Source organism: Pseudomonas sp. RIT-PI-r (assembly GCF_001297015.1).
Taxonomy (GTDB): domain Bacteria; phylum Pseudomonadota; class Gammaproteobacteria; order Pseudomonadales; family Pseudomonadaceae; genus Aquipseudomonas.
In genome coordinates, this window is the sequence record NZ_LIGE01000037.1 from 298,523 (window position 1) to 317,823 (window position 19,301).

At 57.7% G+C, this 19,301-nt stretch carries 23 protein-coding genes and 1 tRNA gene; 7 read left to right on the plus strand and 17 right to left on the minus strand.

What is annotated here, in order from left to right:
• Positions 1-2 precede the first annotated feature (2 nt).
• From ndk to trmJ, 11 genes are all read right to left on the minus strand, one after another.
• On the minus strand, positions 3-428 hold the full coding sequence (gene ndk / locus AK821_RS23415) for a nucleoside-diphosphate kinase (protein ID WP_007916882.1): 426 nt from the start codon (positions 426-428) through the stop codon (positions 3-5).
• 88 nt (positions 429-516) lie between these two features.
• Positions 517-717, minus strand: a complete 201-nt coding sequence (gene iscX, locus AK821_RS23420) for a Fe-S cluster assembly protein IscX (protein WP_008084655.1) — start codon at positions 715-717, stop codon at positions 517-519.
• A gap of 14 nt (positions 718-731) precedes the next feature.
• Complete coding sequence (gene fdx, locus AK821_RS23425) at positions 732-1,073, minus strand: ISC system 2Fe-2S type ferredoxin (RefSeq protein WP_064392064.1); 342 nt, start codon at positions 1,071-1,073, stop codon at positions 732-734.
• On the minus strand, positions 1,073-2,938 hold the full coding sequence (hscA, locus tag AK821_RS23430; protein ID WP_064392066.1) for a Fe-S protein assembly chaperone HscA: 1,866 nt from the start codon (positions 2,936-2,938) through the stop codon (positions 1,073-1,075). The genes fdx and hscA overlap by 1 nt, the downstream gene beginning before the upstream one ends.
• Positions 2,939-2,989: 51 nt before the next feature.
• A complete protein-coding gene (gene hscB / locus AK821_RS23435; protein ID WP_064392068.1) occupies positions 2,990-3,511 on the minus strand; it encodes a co-chaperone HscB in 522 nt (173 codons plus the stop codon).
• 8 nt (positions 3,512-3,519) lie between these two features.
• Positions 3,520-3,843: an iron-sulfur cluster assembly protein IscA gene (gene iscA / locus AK821_RS23440; protein ID WP_003227904.1), complete on the minus strand. Its 324-nt coding sequence runs from the start codon at positions 3,841-3,843 to the stop codon at positions 3,520-3,522.
• 10 nt (positions 3,844-3,853) lie between these two features.
• The gene (iscU, locus tag AK821_RS23445; protein WP_064392070.1) at positions 3,854-4,264 is read right to left on the minus strand and encodes a Fe-S cluster assembly scaffold IscU; all 411 of its coding nucleotides are present in this window, start codon (positions 4,262-4,264) and stop codon (positions 3,854-3,856) included.
• A 100-nt stretch (positions 4,265-4,364) separates the two neighbouring features.
• Positions 4,365-5,579, minus strand: coding sequence for an IscS subfamily cysteine desulfurase (locus AK821_RS23450; protein ID WP_008084662.1), 1,215 nt, complete (start codon positions 5,577-5,579; stop codon positions 4,365-4,367).
• Positions 5,580-5,626: 47 nt separating this feature from the next.
• The gene (gene iscR / locus AK821_RS23455) at positions 5,627-6,118 is read right to left on the minus strand and encodes a Fe-S cluster assembly transcriptional regulator IscR (RefSeq protein WP_003227911.1); all 492 of its coding nucleotides are present in this window, start codon (positions 6,116-6,118) and stop codon (positions 5,627-5,629) included.
• Positions 6,119-6,363: 245 nt separating this feature from the next.
• The gene (gene cysE, locus AK821_RS23460) at positions 6,364-7,140 is read right to left on the minus strand and encodes a serine O-acetyltransferase (protein WP_007916901.1); all 777 of its coding nucleotides are present in this window, start codon (positions 7,138-7,140) and stop codon (positions 6,364-6,366) included.
• Positions 7,141-7,143: 3 nt separating this feature from the next.
• Positions 7,144-7,914, minus strand: a complete 771-nt coding sequence (trmJ, locus tag AK821_RS23465; RefSeq protein WP_064392072.1) for a tRNA (cytosine(32)/uridine(32)-2'-O)-methyltransferase TrmJ — start codon at positions 7,912-7,914, stop codon at positions 7,144-7,146.
• A 145-nt stretch (positions 7,915-8,059) separates the two neighbouring features.
• Here trmJ and suhB point away from each other — a divergent pair, with 145 nt between their 5' ends.
• On the plus strand, positions 8,060-8,878 hold the full coding sequence (gene suhB, locus AK821_RS23470; protein WP_064392074.1) for a type III secretion system regulator SuhB: 819 nt from the start codon (positions 8,060-8,062) through the stop codon (positions 8,876-8,878).
• A 249-nt stretch (positions 8,879-9,127) separates the two neighbouring features.
• Here the strand turns inward: suhB and AK821_RS23475 are convergent, their stop codons facing one another.
• From AK821_RS23475 to queA, 6 genes are all read right to left on the minus strand, one after another.
• The gene (locus AK821_RS23475; protein ID WP_064392076.1) at positions 9,128-9,676 is read right to left on the minus strand and encodes a glycine zipper 2TM domain-containing protein; all 549 of its coding nucleotides are present in this window, start codon (positions 9,674-9,676) and stop codon (positions 9,128-9,130) included.
• A 121-nt stretch (positions 9,677-9,797) separates the two neighbouring features.
• Positions 9,798-10,712, minus strand: a complete 915-nt coding sequence (secF, locus tag AK821_RS23480; RefSeq protein WP_064392078.1) for a protein translocase subunit SecF — start codon at positions 10,710-10,712, stop codon at positions 9,798-9,800.
• A 9-nt stretch (positions 10,713-10,721) separates the two neighbouring features.
• Positions 10,722-12,590: a protein translocase subunit SecD gene (secD, locus tag AK821_RS23485; protein WP_064392080.1), complete on the minus strand. Its 1,869-nt coding sequence runs from the start codon at positions 12,588-12,590 to the stop codon at positions 10,722-10,724.
• A gap of 64 nt (positions 12,591-12,654) precedes the next feature.
• Positions 12,655-12,993 carry a preprotein translocase subunit YajC gene (yajC, locus tag AK821_RS23490; protein WP_007916913.1) on the minus strand — a complete coding sequence of 113 codons (339 nt, stop codon included), beginning with the start codon at positions 12,991-12,993 and terminating at the stop codon, positions 12,655-12,657.
• Positions 12,994-13,036: 43 nt separating this feature from the next.
• Positions 13,037-14,152 carry a tRNA guanosine(34) transglycosylase Tgt gene (gene tgt, locus AK821_RS23495; protein ID WP_161806670.1) on the minus strand — a complete coding sequence of 372 codons (1,116 nt, stop codon included), beginning with the start codon at positions 14,150-14,152 and terminating at the stop codon, positions 13,037-13,039.
• A 14-nt stretch (positions 14,153-14,166) separates the two neighbouring features.
• Positions 14,167-15,231, minus strand: coding sequence for a tRNA preQ1(34) S-adenosylmethionine ribosyltransferase-isomerase QueA (queA, locus tag AK821_RS23500; protein WP_064392084.1), 1,065 nt, complete (start codon positions 15,229-15,231; stop codon positions 14,167-14,169).
• 107 nt (positions 15,232-15,338) lie between these two features.
• On the opposite strand from queA, the gene AK821_RS23505 reads away from it, so the two are divergent.
• The 6 genes from AK821_RS23505 to AK821_RS23530 all read left to right on the plus strand — a co-directional run bounded on the left by AK821_RS23505 (position 15,339) and on the right by AK821_RS23530 (position 19,253).
• Positions 15,339-15,423, plus strand: a tRNA-Leu gene (locus AK821_RS23505).
• A 164-nt stretch (positions 15,424-15,587) separates the two neighbouring features.
• Positions 15,588-16,829, plus strand: a complete 1,242-nt coding sequence (locus tag AK821_RS23510; protein ID WP_064392086.1) for a tyrosine-type recombinase/integrase — start codon at positions 15,588-15,590, stop codon at positions 16,827-16,829.
• 244 nt (positions 16,830-17,073) lie between these two features.
• Positions 17,074-17,994 carry a hypothetical protein gene (locus AK821_RS23515; protein ID WP_064392156.1) on the plus strand — a complete coding sequence of 307 codons (921 nt, stop codon included), beginning with the start codon at positions 17,074-17,076 and terminating at the stop codon, positions 17,992-17,994.
• Between the two features lie 85 nt (positions 17,995-18,079).
• Positions 18,080-18,346, plus strand: a complete 267-nt coding sequence (locus tag AK821_RS23520) for a helix-turn-helix transcriptional regulator (RefSeq protein ID WP_064364333.1) — start codon at positions 18,080-18,082, stop codon at positions 18,344-18,346.
• Complete coding sequence (locus tag AK821_RS23525) at positions 18,343-18,951, plus strand: hypothetical protein (protein WP_064392088.1); 609 nt, start codon at positions 18,343-18,345, stop codon at positions 18,949-18,951. Before AK821_RS23520 ends, AK821_RS23525 begins: the two co-directional genes overlap by 4 nt.
• Complete coding sequence (locus tag AK821_RS23530) at positions 18,948-19,253, plus strand: hypothetical protein (protein ID WP_064392091.1); 306 nt, start codon at positions 18,948-18,950, stop codon at positions 19,251-19,253. The genes AK821_RS23525 and AK821_RS23530 overlap by 4 nt, the downstream gene beginning before the upstream one ends.
• Positions 19,254-19,301: the final 48 nt, after the last annotated feature.

Genomic DNA, 19,301 nt, shown 5'->3' on the forward strand with positions numbered 1-19,301 from the left:
GCTTAGCGAGTGGTTACTTCAGTAGCTGCGAAGAAGTACGAGATTTCACGAGCAGCTGCGGCTTCGGAGTCCGAACCGTGAACAGCGTTGGCGTCGATGGAATCAGCGAAGTCAGCGCGGATGGTGCCGGCAGCAGCTTCTTTAGGGTTGGTAGCGCCCATCAGCTCACGGTTCAGAGCGATAGCGTTTTCGCCTTCCAGAACCTGAACAACAACAGGACCGGAGATCATGAAAGCAACCAGGTCGCCGAAGAAACCACGAGCGCTGTGCTCAGCGTAGAAGCCTTCAGCTTCGGCTTTGGACAGTTGCTTCAGTTTCGAAGCTACAACGCGCAGGCCGGCTTTTTCGAAACGAGTGGTGATTTCGCCGATGACGTTTTTTGCAACAGCGTCAGGCTTGATGATGGAGAAAGTGCGTTGAACAGCCATGGTGTAACTCCAGAAACGGTAATTTGCGAAAAATTAAACCCGCGAATTATACGCGGGTTCTTGGGTATTGCCTAACCTGCGAGGACGATCAGTCCAATTCTTCAGCCCAGAGCGTCTGAACCGCTTCCAACACCTTCTCGCCAACACGACCAGAGGTATTGTCAAAATCCGGCAGCTCTTTGATCCATTGCTGCAGATCGACGAAATTGACAGAAAACGGGTCTACGCCCGGCTTGGCCTCGGCCAACTCTTCTGCAATACGTTGAACATCATTCCAACCGTAGCTCATGACAGTCTTACCAGTCAGTGCGGCGCTTCGGCCGCATGGTTAAGCGAATATTTCGGAATCTCGACGGTGATGTCTTCTTCACCAACGATAGCCTGGCAAGCCAGACGAGATTGCGCTTCCAGACCCCAGGCACGATCAAGGAAGTCTTCTTCCAGCTCGTCAGCCTCCTCCATCGAGTCGAAACCCTCACGGATGATGCAGTGACAAGTGGTGCAAGCACACACGCCGCCGCAAGCACTTTCCATCTCGATGTGGTGTTCGTGGGCCAGTTCGAGAATCGAAGTGCCAGGCGCAGCGTCGACCACCATACCCTCAGGGCAGAACTTCTCGTGGGGCAGAAAAATGACCTGCGGCATCAGATATCCTCGATTTCATTCAGATTGCGCCCCGACAGAGCGGCTTTCACCGTCAGATCCATGCGGCGGGCAGCAAAGGCATCGGTCACTTGCGACAGACGCTTGGTCTGCTGCTCGATGGCATAACCATCAGTACCTTTCATCAGTTCGGCCAGCTCCTGCAGTTGCAGGTCGATAACCATGCGCTCTTCGGCGTCGAGCAACCGCTCGCCATCAACCTCAAGAGCGCCCTGCACCGCTTCGATCAGGCGCTGGGCATCGACTTGCTGCTCGCGCAGAACGCGGGCGACCTTGTCGTCATTGGCATGCTGGAACGAATCCTTGAGCATTTTGGCGATTTCGCCGTCGGTCAGACCGTAAGACGGCTTGACCTGAATGCTCGCCTCAACGCCCGAACCCAGTTCACGGGCAGAAACGCTGAGCAGACCGTCGGCGTCGACCTGGAAGGTCACACGAATTTTCGCTGCACCGGCGACCATCGCTGGAATGCCGCGCAATTCAAAGCGCGCCAGCGAGCGGCAGTCACTGATCAGCTCGCGCTCACCCTGCAGGACGTGGATAGCCATGGCCGACTGGCCGTCTTTATAAGTAGTGAAATCTTGTGCGCGAGCGACGGGGATGGTGGTGTTACGCGGAATCACCTTCTCCATCAGGCCGCCCATGGTTTCCAGCCCCAGGGACAGCGGAATAACGTCGAGCAGCAGCAATTCGCCGCCATCGCGCTTGTTGCCAGCCAGCGTATCAGCCTGGATCGCAGCACCGATGGCCACCACTTGATCCGGATCGATTTCAGTCAGCGGCTGACGACCGAAGGCTTCGGCAACGGCTTCGCGAACACGCGGCACGCGCGTCGAACCGCCGACCATGACCACAGCGTGTACGTCGTCCAGCTCGATACCGGAATCGCGAACGGCGCGGCGGCAGGCTTTCAGGCTGCGTGCGACCATTGGCTCGATCAGCGCATCGAAGGCTTCGCGGGTCAACGGCGCTTTCCAGTCGCCATAGGCCACTTCAACGCTGGCCGCATCGGTCAGGGCTTCTTTGGCCGCGCAAGCGGTTTGCAGCAGATTGCGTTGTGCGCCCGGATCGAGATCGGCGGACAGACCGGCGCTCTCGATGATCCAGCCGGCAATCGCGTGATCGAAGTCATCGCCGCCCAGCGCGCTGTCGCCGCCAGTGGCCAGCACTTCGAAAACACCGCCAGTCAGACGCAGAATCGAAATATCGAAAGTACCGCCACCCAGGTCATAAATCGCGACCAGGCCTTCAGCGTGTTGATCCAGACCGTACGCCACAGCGGCTGCGGTCGGCTCATTGAGCAGACGCAACACATTCAGACCGGCGAGCTTGGCCGCATCTTTGGTGGCCTGACGCTGAGCATCGTCGAAATACGCCGGAACGGTGATCACCGCGCCGACCAGTTCGCCACCCAACGTCGCTTCAGCACGCTGACGCAGGACTTTGAGGATGTCGGCAGAAACTTCGACCGGGCTTTTCGGGCCCTGCACGGTGTCGATGAACGGCATGTGCGATTCGCCGCCGACAAAGCGGTACGGCAGTTGCTCGCCCAATTGCTTGACGTCGGACAGACCACGACCCATCAAGCGCTTGACCGACAGCACAGTGTTCAAAGGATCGGAAGACGCGGCCAGCTTGGCCGACTCGCCGACTTCGACGCGATCGGCGTGGTAACGCACGGCGGACGGCAGGATGACCTGCCCGTTGGCGTCGGCCAGCGGCTCGGAAAGACCACTGCGCAACGCAGCGACCAGCGAATTGGTAGTGCCCAGGTCGATACCCACAGCCAGGCGACGCTGGTGCGGTTGAGGACTTTGGCCGGGTTCGGCGATCTGCAGTAGAGCCATGGTAATCAGGTCTTGTCTGTCTATCAGGCGTGCATTCAGGGCAGCACTGGGTTAATCGTCGAGGCGCTCTTCTAACTGGCGCACTTCGTAGGTGAGCTTGTCGAGAAACTGCATGCGCCGCATCAGGCGTTCAGCCTGTTCGCGTTGCGCTGCATCATCCCAACAGGCTGCGAAGCTTTCGTTGAGTTCTTCCTGAGCCACTTTCAGACGACGCTTGAATACCGCGACACCGTCGAGGTCGGCACTGTCCTGAAGGTCTTCAAGCTCTTCGCGCCATTGCATCTGCTGCAGAAGAAACTCGGGATCATGGACAGTGACTTCCATCGGCACTTCATGCCCGCTGATGGTCAGCAGGTAGCGTGCGCGCTGGGCCGGACTCTTGAGCGTCTGATAGGCGTCGTTGAGCCGCGCAGACTGCTCGAGTGCCGTGCGCTGCTCACGCTCGGAAGCGTCGGCGAAGCGGTCAGGATGAACGCCGCGCGCCAACTCGCGATAGCGCGTGGCCAACTGCTCGAGATCCAGACGGAAACCCGGTTGCAGCTCGAATAAAGCGAAATGACAAGGAATACCCACGACAAGCCTCAGATGTTGAAGCTTTCGCCGCAGCCACATTCACCGCGTACGTTGGGGTTGTTGAACTTGAAGCCTTCGTTCAACCCTTCCTTGACGAAGTCGAGCTCGGTGCCGTCCAGGTAGGCGAGGCTTTTAGGGTCGATGATCACTTTTTCGCCGTGACTCTCGAACACCTGATCCTCTGCAACCACCTCGTCGACAAACTCCAGCACGTAGGCAAGGCCGGAACAGCCTGTGGTGCGAACACCCAGACGAATCCCTTCACCTTTGCCGCGCCCGTCGAGGGAGCGCCGCACGTGTCGAGCAGCCGCTTCTGTCATGCTGATAGCCATCGGTGACTCCTTACTCGTCGCCAAATCCAGAAAGTGAGATCAAGCCTTTCTTCTGCTTGTAATCGCGAACAGCCGCTTTGATAGCGTCTTCAGCCAGTACCGAGCAGTGAATTTTCACTGGTGGCAGAGCCAGTTCTTCGGCCAGCTGGGTGTTCTTGATGGTTTCGGCTTCGTCCAGAGTCTTGCCCTTCATCCACTCGGTGGCGAGGGAGCTGGAAGCGATGGCCGAACCGCAGCCGTAGGTCTTGAACTTGGCATCTTCGATGATGCCAGCGTCGTTGACCTTGATTTGAAGACGCATTACGTCGCCGCACGCCGGAGCGCCGACCATGCCGGTGCCGACATCAGGATCTTCCGCGTTCATCTTGCCGACGTTGCGCGGGTTTTCGTAGTGGTCGATGACCTTTTCGCTGTAAGCCATGATTCTTAATCCTCACTCATCAGGGCCGCTCTTCAGCCCTGCAACTGCGCTGCGTAAACCGCCGCGTCGCTACAGGATCTGTATCCGGCGGCTTCTATATTTAGTGTGCCGCCCACTCGATTTTCGAGATATCGACGCCGTCTTTGTACATGTCCCACAGCGGCGACAGAGCGCGCAGCTTGGTAACGGCCTCGCAGACTTTCTGCGCGGCGTAGTCGATTTCTTCTTCGGTAGTGAAACGGCCGAAGGTGAAGCGGATCGAGCTGTGTGCCAGCTCGTCGTTGCGGCCCAGGGCGCGCAGTACGTACGAAGGCTCCAAGGACGCCGAGGTGCAGGCCGAACCGGACGACACTGCCAGATCCTTGAGCGCCATGATCAGCGACTCGCCTTCAACGTAGTTGAAGCTCAGGTTCAGGTTGTGCGGAACGCGGGCGGTCAGGCTGCCGTTGACGTACAGCTCTTCCAGATGCTCGACCTGCTTGTAGAAGCGGTCGCTCAACGCTTTGATACGGACGTTTTCGGCAGCCATGTCTTCTTTGGCTACGCGGAACGCTTCGCCCATGCCGACGATCTGGTGGGTCGCCAGGGTGCCGGAACGCATGCCACGCTCGTGACCGCCGCCGTGCATGGTCGCTTCGATGCGCACACGCGGCTTGCGGCTGACGTACAGCGCGCCGATGCCTTTAGGGCCGTAGGTCTTGTGAGCGGAGAACGACATCATGTCGACTTTCAGTTTCTGCAGGTCGATCTCGACCTTGCCAGTGGACTGAGCGGCGTCGACGTGGAACAGGATGCCCTTGGCGCGGAGCATTTCGCCGATAGCAGCAATGTCGTTGACGGTGCCGATTTCGTTGTTCACGTGCATCACGGAGACCAGGATGGTGTCTTCGCGCAGTGCAGCTTCAATCATGGCCGGAGTGATCAGGCCGTCTTCTGTCGGCTCGAGGTAGGTCACTTCGAAACCTTCACGCTCCAGTTGGCGCATGGTGTCGAGGACAGCCTTGTGCTCAATCTTCGAGGTGATCAGGTGCTTGCCCTTGGAGCCGTAGAAATGCGCCGCACCCTTGATAGCCAGGTTGTCGGATTCGGTAGCGCCGGAGGTCCAGACGATTTCGCGCGGGTCGGCGTTGACCAGATCGGCCACCTGACGACGGGCGTTTTCGACGGACTCTTCAGCTTTCCAGCCAAACACGTGGGAACGGGACGCCGGGTTACCGAAGTTTCCGTCGACCAGCAGGCATTCACTCATTTTTTGCGCAACGCGCGGATCGACCGGGGTGGTCGCAGAGTAATCAAGGTAAATCGGCAATTTCATGGACTATCTCCTAAATCAGGGCTGGCGTACCGCTAGCTCTTCGGCTGTCATTCGACGGCGGACGCTTCAATCTTGTCCAGGCGTGGCGCCTTGCTGTTGCAACGGCGCTGGTCCTGACGCTGGGCTACTTCTTGCACCTCACGGCGAGTTACAAGATCAGCCAAGCTGATACCACTTAGAAATTCGTGAATCTGCAGACTCAGATCGCACCACAGATGGTGGGTCAGGCAGGTGTCGCCGGAATGGCAATCGCCCTGGCCCTGGCACTTGGTGGCATCAACCGATTCGTTTACTGCATCGATCACCTGGGCGACCTGAATGCCCTGCATGTCGCGGGACAATTGGTAGCCGCCACCCGGACCGCGAACACTGGAAACCAGGTTGCTGCGGCGCAGCTTGGCGAACAGCTGCTCGAGGTAAGACAGGGAGATGCCTTGGCGCTCGGAGATATCGGCCAGGGACACGGGCCCGTGCTGCGCGTGCAACGCCAGGTCAAGCATGGCGGTCACGGCGTATCGGCCTTTTGTAGTCAGTCGCATGGACAGTTACCACGGAGTTCAGAATGGGGCGAGTATGCAATTCCCGAGTATTTAAGTCAACTTTAAGACCTAGTACTTTAGTCAGGATTACCCGCAAAAGAGCGCGCGAATGATAGCAGGGTCTGCGGCCTAATGGCACACCGGCCGGCGCAAGCTTCTGTAGGAGCTGCCGCAGGCTGCGATCTTTTGATTTTGCTCTATAGAAGATCAAGGGATCGCAGCCTTCGGCAGCTCCTACACAGGGCTTAGCTGGCTTTGGACTCGTCTTTGCCTTTGACGCAGGCGAAGTCTTCTTCACGCAGTTCAGGCAGATCTTTCGCACAATAATTGCTGCCAAGATCCTTCAGCGCACCACACATCCCTTCCAGCCGTCCGTCCACCGCTTGCAGGTGATCGAGCAACTGACCGATGGCGCGCGCCACCGGGTCGGGCATGTCTTCGCTGACGCCATAGGCATCGAAGCCGATCTTCTCGGCCATGGCCTTGCGCTTGGCGTCCTGCTCCTCGTCAGACTTGACGATGATCCGCCCCGGAATACCGACAACTGTGGCGCCCGGCGGCACTTCTTTGGTCACTACAGCGTTGGAACCAACCTTGGCGCCGGCGCCGACCGTGAACGGGCCAAGCACCTTGGCGCCAGCCCCCACAACCACACCATCACCCAACGTCGGGTGACGCTTGCCTTTGTTCCAGCTGGTGCCACCCAGAGTTACACCCTGATAAATGGTCACGTCATCGCCAATCTCGGCGGTTTCACCGATGACGATGCCCATGCCGTGGTCGATAAAGAAGCGTCGACCGACTTTGGCGCCCGGATGAATCTCGATGCCGGTCAACCAGCGTCCGAAGTTCGACACCAGCCGCGCCAGCCATTTCAGCTCGTTACGCCAGAGCATGCCGGCCAATCGATGAATCCAGATGGCATGCATGCCGGGGTAGCAGGTCAGGACTTCAAAAGCGTTACGCGCCGCCGGGTCTCGATGGAAAACGCTCTGGATATCTTCACGCAAACGCTCAAACATCATTTAGTCCTTCCGCTTAAGAAGCTCACCACGGGCCGCCTTCTGGGTTTCCGTGAGGATGCCACGCAAAATATTCATTTCCGCCCGGCTGACCGAGCTGCGTCCATACAACCGGCGCAGGCGCGCCATCAAGTGCCGTGGTTTTTCCGGATCGAGGAATTCGATGGCGACCAGCGTCTGCTCCAAGTGCTCATAAAAGCGCTCCAGCTCATCCATGGTCGCCAGCTCGGCGCTTTTCACCGAGGCCACTTCTTCTTTCTCGATCTTGCTCGGCTGACCTTGTGCAGCCAGCCAGGCCATGCGCACTTCGTAGCTCAACACCTGCACCGCCGCGCCAAGGTTCAGCGAGCTGAACTCCGGATCGGAGGGGATGTGCACGTGAAAGTGACATCGCTGCAGCTCTTCGTTGGTCAGGCCGGAATCTTCACGACCGAACACCAGCGCAATTTCAGCACCCTGCCCGGCCTCCTCGACCACTTTGGTACCGCACTCGCGCGGATCAAGCAGTGGCCAGGGGATTCGACGGTCACGGGCGCTGGTGCCAAGCACCAGATTGCAGCCGACCAAGGCATCTTCCAGGGTGGCGACGACTTGTGCGCTTTCAAGAATGTCACCGGCACCGGAGGCGCGAGCATCGGCCTCGTGATGCGGAAACAGGCGCGGTTCGACCAGCACCAATCGCGACAGACCCATGTTTTTCATGGCGCGCGCGGCCCCGCCGATGTTGCCGGGGTGGCTGGTATTGACCAGGACGACACGAATGTTCTGCAGCAAGGGAGGCGCTCTCGGACACAGGAAAGGGGTGCAAATCTTACAGAACAGCCTACCGTTAAGCTATGAAAGCGAACAGCGTCCTTCACCTGAAGAAAAGTTCTGATAGAATGCGCGGCTTTCTTTAACAACCTTAGGTGACACATCCATGCAGCCCATGCTGAATATCGCGCTGCGCGCCGCCCGCAGCGCCAGTGAACTGATCTTCCGCTCCATCGAGCGCCTGGATACCATCAAGGTCGACGAAAAAGACGCCAAGGATTATGTATCCGAGGTTGATCGCGCCGCTGAACAGAAAATCATCGACGCGCTGCGCAAGGCTTACCCGAACCACTCGATCCGCGGTGAAGAGACTGGCCTGCACGCCGGTACCGGCATCGAAGGCGAAGAGTACTTGTGGATCATCGATCCACTGGACGGCACCGCCAACTTCCTGCGCGGCATTCCTCACTTCGCTGTCAGCATTGCCTGCAAGTACCGTGGTCGCCTGGAACACGCTGTTGTTCTGGATCCGGTTCGCCAGGAAGAATTCACCGCCAGCCGTGGTCGCGGCGCTCAACTGAACGGTCGCCGTCTGCGCGTCAGCGGTCGTACCAGCCTCGACGGCGCCCTGCTGGGTACCGGCTTCCCGTTCCGTGACGATCAAATGGACAACCTGGAAAACTACCTGGGCATGTTCCGCGCCCTGGTTGGCCAGACTGCCGGCATCCGTCGCGCTGGCTCGGCGAGCCTGGACCTGGCTTACGTGGCTGCTGGTCGCTTCGATGCGTTCTGGGAGTCGGGTCTGTCCGAGTGGGACATGGCTGCAGGCGCCCTGCTGATTCAAGAAGCTGGCGGCCTGGTGAGCGACTTCACCGGCGGTCACGACTTCCTTGAAAAAGGCCACATCGTTGCCGGCAACACCAAATGCTTCAAGGCAGTTCTGACGGCGATCCAGCCGCACCTGCCGGCTTCGCTGAAGCGCTAAGCTTCCGGCGAGACGAAAAAAGCACCCTTCGGGGTGCTTTTTTTATGTCTGGAACTCGCCAAGCGCCACACCACGAGACCAATGTAGGAGTGAGCCTGCTCACGATAGCGGTGTATCAGCCACCACCTGCATCGAATGATAAATAGCTATCGCGAGCAGGCTCACTCCTACAGGGGATTTGTTGCGCGGCTTAAATGGCGGGCACAAAAAAAGCACCCCGCAGGGTGCTTCTTTTAAAACAGTCGGTTCTTACTGAGCCGGCTCATTCTGCGACAGAATCAGCTTGCCTTCCTTGTCGACCGGAATCTGGTTGCCCGGATCGCGATCCATCCGCACTTTGCCTTCCTTGCCATCGAGCGAGTAACGCACGTCGTAACCGACGACCTTGTCACTGATGTCATTGACCGTGTTGCAGCGGGTCTGCGTGGTGGTGTAGGTGTCACGCTCTTGCATGCCTTCCTGCACCTTGTTACCCGCATAACCGCCGCCGACTGCACCGGCTACCGTGGCAATTTTCTTGCCGGTGCCGCCGCCAATCTGATTACCCAGCAAACCACCTGCCAGCGCACCGACGACGGTACCGGCAATCTGGTGTTGATCCTTTACCGGTGCCTGACGAGTCACTGCCACGTCCTTGCACACTTCACGTGGAGTCTTGATCTGTGTTTTAACCGGCTCAACGGCCAACACTTGCGCATACTCAGGGCCGCTTTTAACCAGGCTGTAGGTGGCAACAGCACCCCCGGCAGTCACACCGACAGCACCCAATACCGCACCAACCAGTAACGACTTGTTCACATGAACCTCCTGACCATCACATGCGGGACGCGCCCGCGCTTCTCCCAGCCTTGGAGCATAAAAAAAGGCGCGAGTTCAACTCGCGCCTTTCTTGGGCTGACAGCCGGGGAAGCGATGGCCGTTATGGACGGTCGTCGACTTCCTTCTCGGTATTGGCCGGAGGAATCAGATCCTCGGTGGTCAGGTTCAGCCAGATCAGCACCACGTTCGCGATGTAGATCGACGAGTAAGTACCCGCCAGAACACCGATGAACAGGGCGATGGAGAAGCCGAACAGGTTGTCACCGCCGAAGAACAGCAGTGCCGCGATCGCCAGCAAAGTGGAGATCGACGTCGCCATGGTCCGCAACAACGTCTGGGTGGTCGAGATATTGATGTTCTCGATCAGCGTTGCCTTGCGCAGGACACGGAAGTTCTCACGAACCCGGTCGAATACCACGATGGTGTCGTTCAGCGAGTAACCGATGATCGCCAGCACCGCCGCCAGCACGGTCAGATCGAAAGTGATCTGGAAGTACGACAGGATACCGATGGTTACGATCACGTCGTGAATCAGCGAAACGATGGCGCCGACCGCGAACTTCCACTGAAAGCGGAAAGCCAGGTAGATCAGGATACCGCCGAGCGCCAGCAGCATGCCGAGGCCGCCCTGGTCGCGCAGCTCTTCACCGACCTGCGGGCCGACGAACTCGACACGCTTGACCGTCGCCGGGTTGTCGCCGCCGACTTTCTGCAGTGCTTGCGCTACTTGATGGCCCAACTGCGGGTCTTCACCCGGCATGCGCACCAGCAGATCGGTGGTTGCACCGAAGTTCTGCACGATCGCTTCGTGATAACCGGAGGTAGCCAGTTGCTCACGCACTTTGGTGACATCGGCCGGACGCTCGTAGGTCAGCTCGATGAGCGTACCGCCGGTGAAGTCCAGACCCCAGTTCATGCCCTTGGTAGCGACACTGAACATAGCCAGCAACGTGAGAAACACTGTGACGCCGAACGCGAAGTTGCGAACGCCCATGAAGTTGATTGTACGTAACATGGCAGCCCCTTAAATCCACAACTTCTTGAAGTCACGTCCGCCAAAGATCAGGTTGACCATTGCGCGGGTCACCATGATGGCCGTGAACATCGAGGTAAAGATCCCGAGGGACATGGTCACCGCGAAACCTTTGACCGGGCCGGTGCCCATGGCAAAGAGAATCCCGCCGACCAGCAAGGTAGTCAGGTTGGCGTCGAGAATCGCGGTGAATGCCCGGCCGAAGCCTTCGTTGATTGCACGCTGCACGGTCATGCCGGCGGCGATCTCTTCACGGATCCGCGAGAAGATCAGCACGTTGGCGTCGACCGCCATACCCATGGTCAACACGATACCGGCGATACCCGGCAGGGTCAGTGTTGCACCCAGCAGCGACATCAGCGCCAGCAGCAAGACCATGTTCACCGCCAGTGCGACGGTGGCAATGATGCCGAAGAAACGGTAGATGGCGATGATGAACAGCGACACGAACAGCATGCCCCACAGCGACGCATCGATACCTTTGGTGATGTTGTCAGCACCCAGGCTCGGGCCGATGGTGCGCTCTTCAGCGAAGTACATCGGTGCAGCCAGACCACCGGCACGCAGCAGCAGCGCCAGTTCGGACGATTCGCCCTGACCGTTCAGGCCAGTGATGCGGAACTGAGCACCCAGCGGCGACTGAATGGTCGCCAGGCTGATGATCTTCTTCTCTTCTTTGAACGTTTGCACCGCGACGTCTTTTTCGACGCCGTCGACCACTTGCTTGGTGTAAGTGGTGATCGGGCGTTGTTCGATGAAGATCACCGCCATGCTGCGACCAACGTTCGAACGGGTTGCGCGGCTCATCAGTTCACCACCGTGACCATCCAGACGGATGTTCACTTCAGGCGTGCCGTGCTCGCCGAAACCGGCCTTGGCGTCAGTCACCTGGTCACCGGTGATGATCAGACCACGTTCGATCTGCGCAGGAGGACGATTGCCTTCACGGAACTCGAAAGTTTCGGAAGTGGCTTTCGAAGCACCCGGCTCTGCAGCCAGACGGAACTCAAGGTTGGCCGTCTTGCCGAGAATACGCTTGGCTTCGGCAGTGTCCTGCACGCCCGGCAGCTCAACCACGATGCGGTTGGCGCCCTGACGCTGGACGATCGGTTCGGCAACACCCAGCTCGTTGACGCGGTTACGTACCGTGGTCAAGTTCTGCTTGATGGAGTATTCACGGATTTCCGCCAGCTTGGCCGGGGTCATCGCCAGACGCAGTACCGGTTGACCGTTGAGGTCGGCCGGAACAATGTCGAAATCGTTGAAGTTCTTGCGGACCAGCGCACGGGCCTGTTCACGGGAGTCTTCATCGCTGAAGCCCAACTGAATGGCACCATTGAGCTGCGGCAGGCTGCGATAACGCAGTTTCTCTTTGCGCAGCAGGCTCTTGACGTCGCCTTCGTAGACTTTCAGGCGTGCATCGAGAGCTTTGTCCATGTCCACTTCCAGCAGGAAGTGCACACCACCGGACAAGTCCAGACCCAGCTTCATCGGGTGCGCGCCCAGATTGCGCAGCCATTGCGGGGTGGTCTGTGCCAGGTTCAGCGCGACGACGTAGTCATCACCCAACGCCTTGCGCACTACGTCTTTGGCCGGCAGCTGATCTTCAGCCTTGCTCAGACGGATCAGACCGCCCTTGCCATTTGCCGCCAGTGTGGCTGCCTTGACGTTGATGCCGGACTCTTTGAGCGCGGTGCTTACGCGATCCAGATCGGCCTGATTGACCTGCAGAGCCGTGCTGGCGCCGCTGATCTGAATGGCCGGGTCATCGGGGTATAGATTCGGAGCGGAATAAATCAGACCGACCGCCAGCACCGCCAGGATCAGAATGTATTTCCACAGAGGATATTTGTTCAGCATCACGCCGCCCGTTATGACGCGGGGCGCCTTGCGCGCCCCGTCGATTGAGTAGAAGTTGTTGCTCTTAGATCGCTTTCAGCGTGCCTTTTGGCAGCGTGGCGGCGATGGCGCCTTTCTGGAATTTCATTTCGACGGTGTCGGAAACTTCCAGAACCACGAAGTCATCGGCTACTTTGGTGATCTTGCCGGCGATGCCGCCAGTGGTCACAACTTCGTCGCCTTTCTGCAGGCTGCTCAGCAGGTTCTTCTGCTCTTTGGCGCGCTTGGCCTGTGGACGCCAGATCATCAGGTAGAAAATGACCAGGAAGCCGACCAGGAAAATCCACTCGAAACCGCCGCCCATAGGGCCGGCAGCAGCCGGTGCAGCCGCGTCAGCCATGGCGTTAGAGATAAAAAAGCTCATTTAGCACTCCAGTTGCAAATGTTGAATCTTGGGGTCAGAAAACTCAGTCCAAAGGCGGAACGGGAAGTCCGCGTTTGGCGTAGAAGGCATCGACAAAGGCGGCCAATGTACCCTGTTGAATAGCCTCGCGCAAACCAGCCATCAGCACCTGATAATGGCGCAAGTTGTGGATGGTATTGAGCATGCTTCCCAGCATTTCGCCGCACTTGTCCAGATGATGCAGATAAGCGCGCGAGAAGTTCTGGCAGGTATAGCAATCGCAGGTCGGATCCAGCGGCGATTCATCATGGCGATGGAACGCGTTACGGATCTTCAGCACGCCTGTATCAATGAACAGATGCCCATTGCGGGCATTACGGGTTGGCATCACGCAATCGAACATGTCCACACCGCGGCGCACACCCTCAACCAGATCTTCCGGTTTGCCAACGCCCATAAGGTAACGAGGTTTGTCAGCCGGCATCATGCCCGGCAGATAATCCAATACTTTGATCATCTCGTGCTTCGGCTCGCCCACCGACAGACCGCCGATAGCGAGGCCATCGAAGCCGATCTTGTCGAGGCCTTCCAGCGAGCGCATGCGCAGATCCTGGTGCATGCCACCCTGCACGATACCGAACAGTGCCGCAGAGTTTTCACCGTGAGCATTTTTCGAACGCTGAGCCCAGCGCAGCGACAATTCCATCGAAACGCGCGCGACGTCTTCGTCAGCCGGGTACGGCGTGCATTCGTCAAAAATCATCACGATGTCGGAGCCGAGATCGCGTTGCACCTGCATCGATTCTTCCGGCCCCATGAACACTTTGGCGCCGTCGACCGGGGAAGCGAAGGTCACGCCCTCCTCCTTGATCTTGCGCATCGCGCCCAGGCTGAACACCTGGAAACCACCGGAGTCGGTCAGGATCGGGCCTTTCCACTGCATGAAATCGTGCAGGTCGCCGTGTTCCTTGATCACTTGGGTGCCAGGACGCAGCCACAGGTGGAAGGTGTTGCCCAGAATTATTTCTGCGCCAGTGGCGACGATGTCACGCGGCAACATGCCCTTGACCGTGCCGTAAGTGCCCACCGGCATGAACGCCGGGGTCTCGACGGTGCCACGAGGGAAGGTCAGACGACCACGACGGGCCTTGCCATCGGTGGCAAGGAGCTCAAAGGACATGCGACATTCGCGACTCATTCTGTTTCCTCTGGGCCTGATTGTTCAGGGGCAGTCGGTGCGGGATTGCGGGTGATGAACATCGCATCACCGTAGCTGAAAAAGCGGTAACCGTTGTCCACGGCAGCCTTGTAGGCGGCCATGGTTTCCGGATAACCGGCAAATGCGGAAACCAGCATCAACAGCGTGGATTCCGGCAAATGGAAATTGGTCACCAGGGCATCGACCACATGAAACGGTCGGCCCGGGAAAATAAAGATATCGGTGTCGCCACTGAACGGCTTGAGCACGCCATCGCGCGCCGCACTCTCCAGCGAACGCACGCTGGTCGTGCCGACAGCAATTACCCGACCGCCGCGCGCTCGGCATGCCGCGACCGCATCGACCACATCCTGGCCGACTTCCAGCCACTCGGTGTGCATGTGGTGATCTTCAAGCTTCTCGACGCGCACCGGCTGGAACGTGCCCGCGCCCACGTGCAGCGTGACGAACGCCGTCTCGACGCCCTTCGCAGCAATCGCTTCCATCAGCGACTGATCGAAATGCAGCCCCGCCGTCGGCGCCGCCACCGCACCGAGTTTCTCGGCGTACACGGTCTGATAACGCTCGCGATCCGAGCCTTCGTCCGGGCGGTCTATATAAGGAGGCAACGGCATGTGCCCGACGCGGTCGAGCAGCGGCAGCACTTCTTCAGCGAAGCCCACCTCGAACAACGCATCATGACGCGCGAGCATTTCTGCCTCGCCACCGCCGTCGATAAGGATCTTCGAACCCGGCTTCGGCGACTTGCTGGAACGCACATGGGCCAGCACGCGGTGCGTATCGAGCACCCGCTCAACGAGGATTTCCAGTTTGCCGCCGGACGCTTTCTGCCCGAACAGCCGCGCCGGAATCACCCGGGTATTGTTGAACACCATCAAATCGCCCGGGCGCAAATGCTCGAGCAAATCAGTGAATTGACGGTGTGCAAGGGCGCCGCTCGGCCCGTCAAGGGTCAGCAGGCGACTACCGCGACGCTCGGCCAAAGGGTGGCGGGCGATCAGCGAATCAGGGAGCTCGAAAGTAAAGTCAGCAACGCGCATGATGGGGTTCGTCTAGCAGGGCCGGAAAGTCTAGCGGAAATATTGAAAATTCTCTATGTACCTGATTGACCGACGGTAATCTCATCTCTATACTTCGCCGCCATTGAGCCCTGATGGCGGAATTGGTAGACGCGGCGGATTCAAAATCCGTTTTCGAAAGGAGTGGGAGTTCGAGTCTCCCTCGGGGCACCATATAGCAGTATCTGAAAGTCTCTACCAGACTTTCAGACCCAGAGAAACCGGCCACTTGGCCGGTTTTTTTGTGCCTGTCTGTTTATGCCAGTCTCCCCCTATCCGTTGTATCCCTGTATCCCTGCTTGTATCCTGAGAAAAATACCGAACTTTGGGATACAAGGATGAAGCGCGCAGACATCAAGCGCCGCCCTCTCGCTGACACGACACTCGCGGGATTGGAGCCGGAATCAAAGGAATACCGAGAGCTGGACGGAAACGGCCTCTATTTCAGGGTCAAACCTGATGGAGGCAAGTCTTGGCAACTTCGCTACAAACGTCCGGCGGGCAATTGGGCTTGGATGGGGCTCGGGGGTTACCCGGAAGTAAGTGGCGCGCTGGCACGAGACAAAGCCGCTGATCTACGCAAAGTAGTTAGTAGCGGTGCCGACCCACTTGAACAGAAGAGATCCGCTAAAGCTGCTATCGACGCGGCCAAGACTCGAACCTTTCGAGCTGCCGCTGATGCCTGGCTGAAGGCAAAAGAGGAGAAGGGTCTCGCACCCTCCACTCTCAACAAAATCCGCACCTACCTCGACAAAGACATACTCCCGGCACTGGGAGATAAGCCGCTAGACGAAATAACCCGTACCGACTGCGCAGAACTCCAAGCATCAATCGAAGCCCGAGACGCACACAACGTGGCGGAGAAGTGCCGCACATGGATAAATCAGATATTCGGGCGGGCCATCGGCTTGGGTCTTACCGAAAACGATCCTGGCAGTCGCCTTCGCGATATTGCGGCCCAAGCCCCAAAGACTCAACAGCACCCACATCTGCTGGAGCCTGAGCTGGCTGAATTTCTCCAAGCACTCAAAAACACTCCAAGTAGGCTGACGGCCCGCACTGCTGCATGGCTTTGTGTATGGACGGCATCAAGGCCGGGGATGGTCCGCCTGGCTGAATGGAAAGAGTTCGACCTTGATAAAGCCATTTGGACCACACCAGCCGCCAAGATGAAGATGCGTCGGGATTTCGTATGCCCCCTTCCTCACCAAGCTGTTGCTGCGCTTAAAGAGCTGCACTGCTTGACCGGACGGAGTCGTTGGCTATTCCCCGGAGTCGGAGCGAAAAATCCAACCATCAGTGAAAACACGATCAACAAGGTCTTCGCCACCATTGGCTATAAGGGGCGCCTTGTTGGGCATGGAACTCGCCATACAGCGAGCACATTGCTTCGAGAACATGGTTGGCCGAAAGAACATGTTGAGGCACAGCTTGCTCACAAAGAAGAAGGAATCTCAGGCGTGTACAACAAAGCCCAATATCTTGAGCAACGCGTGAAAATGATGCAGTGGTATGCGAATCATCTTGATGCATTAGAGGCAGGGAATGTGTCGCAGGTACAGTTTGGAAAGGTTGTATGAGAGCAAAAACACGCACCCCACCTAAAACAGGTGTAACCGGTGTTACGCGTGTAACGCACCACATCAACCCATTGAAAACATTGAACTTATATCGAGTTACACCGTATCTGACGCGCCCATCAACCGCGTGTTACGTCGGCGGGATGTGTAACGGACACGGAGCCACATGCTCCCTGTCGGCAACCTCTTTCCAGGGCATTGCACGCAGGGTCAGCCATCCTTTGTGGGGGCGAGGGGCGCTCTGATGGAACACACACTTGGCACCAGAGATCTGGAACTTGAAATCGCCGGAGCAGATGTGACCAGTCTCCTTTGGGATCTTGACGAGGTCGAGCAAGCCGTCCGCGAGCTAGCGTTGTATAGCCATTTTGCTGAGAGCTTTCGCGACGCTTTTGCGTGTATCGATAACGCAACCTTCTTCTGGCTAGAGGATGGTCGGTATGCTGATTGTGCTGATTCAGTGACAAAAACAATGTTTCATCTCCGCGCCACAATTGAAGAGCACCTCAGTTTTTCCGAAACCACGTCACTGCCGAGAGTCGTCCGCCGCTTCCTCGGGATTGATCATCCGGCAAGCGACACTCAGCTCGTAGCGACTTACGCTCTTATACAAGCAGTTCAGGCGGTCGAAGCCCTTGCAAATTGGCTATTTGATTTAGAGCTATCTCTATACGACTTGGATGTCGACCTGATAGAGCAGCTAAGACAAACTGATCCTCAGCAGTACCTTGCACTCGTAACCCGAGCGCGAAGACGAGATAGCAGCTCAGAAATCATTGCTCGGGAAGACTTCGCCATTTTCAATGGCGAGGCCTCCAAGATCTTGATGCTAGCTTCTCTCTATCAACAGGCTGATTTCAGCGATGGTCTGCGTAACGATTTCGCGGCATCAAGTTTTCTAAGAAGTGCATTGGATAAGGCCTTTGCGGCTAAAGCTTCAGCAAGAGCCCAAGCTGCTGGAAAGGCGAATAGAAATCCAGGCGCAGTAAAGCAGGAAAACAGCCACAAACTTTTCGAGGAAATTAGTACAGCCGCGAGAAGCCAAATATCCAGCAATCCAAAAATATCCGAAACCGAGTTAGTCAAAACGATAGTCGCGCAGGGCAAGGCATCTGCGCCGACCGTTAGGAAGCACTTAAGGAAAGGTGGATTTATTCCTCGATAATTTTTCAAGTTCACAAAAAGCAAACCATGTTTGCTTTTTTTTCGCCCCCTAGTCTGTGCCTGTCTCTCACCATAAAGGCACGACTATGACTATCTCTATTGCTACTGAAACAAACTCCCTCTCTCATCGCGACCCAGCCACGACCCTGATCAGAATATCTGAGGTCATGGCCATCATTGGCTTAGCTCGCCCCACCATCTACAAGCTTATGCAGTGCGCTGAAAGCGGCTTTCCGCGCCCCGTAAAATTAAGCATGAGCAATGCTCGCGGCGCTCCTGTCGCGTGGGTACTTGGCGAAGTTCAAGCTTGGGCACGTAGTCGCATTGAGGCACGTGACCAGGTGGCCGCATGAAGCGCAATTACTGCCCTTTCAAGGGACCATTCTTCGATTCATACAGCATCGGATTCCGGCTCTATCAACCTGGTGAAATCAACTGGCGTCATCGCACCATTGCGGGCGTGAGCTGGAACGGCGAAGAGCAAGAAGCGTTCTTTTTCAACCCTGATGGTCTCGTGCTTCCACTGAAAGCCAATCCTTGGGAACTGCCCGAACTGATCCGCAAAAATGCGGTGCGCAGAGAGTTTTCGAGCGTTCACGGCTCCGGCAATTTTGCTATGAGCCAAAGCCGCCTCGCCTCGTTGAAATCGCGCGGCATGACCGACTGGGTTACCTACTGGCTCGTCGATCAATCAGCGGCATTCGCGAACGATCCGGCGGTATGGCAACGCATCACGGATGAGGATCTTGCCGTTGAGAAGACGACAAGCGAGCGCGCTCATCAAGATATGCGCTTGACCTCCGACCTGAACGGTTATGTCGAGGAGTGTGTTGCACAACGCCGCGAGCAAATGGCCGTTTTACACCGTCGCCGCTGTGCTGAAGACAGCAAGATCCTCGCCTGGCTCAAAGGCGAAACACCGCCTCCACTGTTCGCTAATGCGCAGGAGGCAGCATGAATCGCAAGATCGCTGATAACGCCTTGATGCATCCGTTCTCCGTGCTGCGCCGGATCGGATTTTCTACTCGCTTCATGCAGCGCCTTGAACGCCACCGCAGCCAACAGGAAAAGCGAGGCCGCGTGGTCAGCGTACTGAGTTGGGCCGACGGCACCTGGTGCGCCCTCACCCTCCACTGTGAAAAAACCGGCGCTGTGATCGTCGACGAAGGGCAGCAAACCCAAGCGTACGAAGACGCCCGCTCGATGCTCAGCGGCGGCTTCCTACCCCTCCTATCCCTGCGCTGGGAAGCCCATGCCTGAAACGAAAACGCCTCCGGGGGCGATCCGGAGGCGTTGAGGTCAATCTAC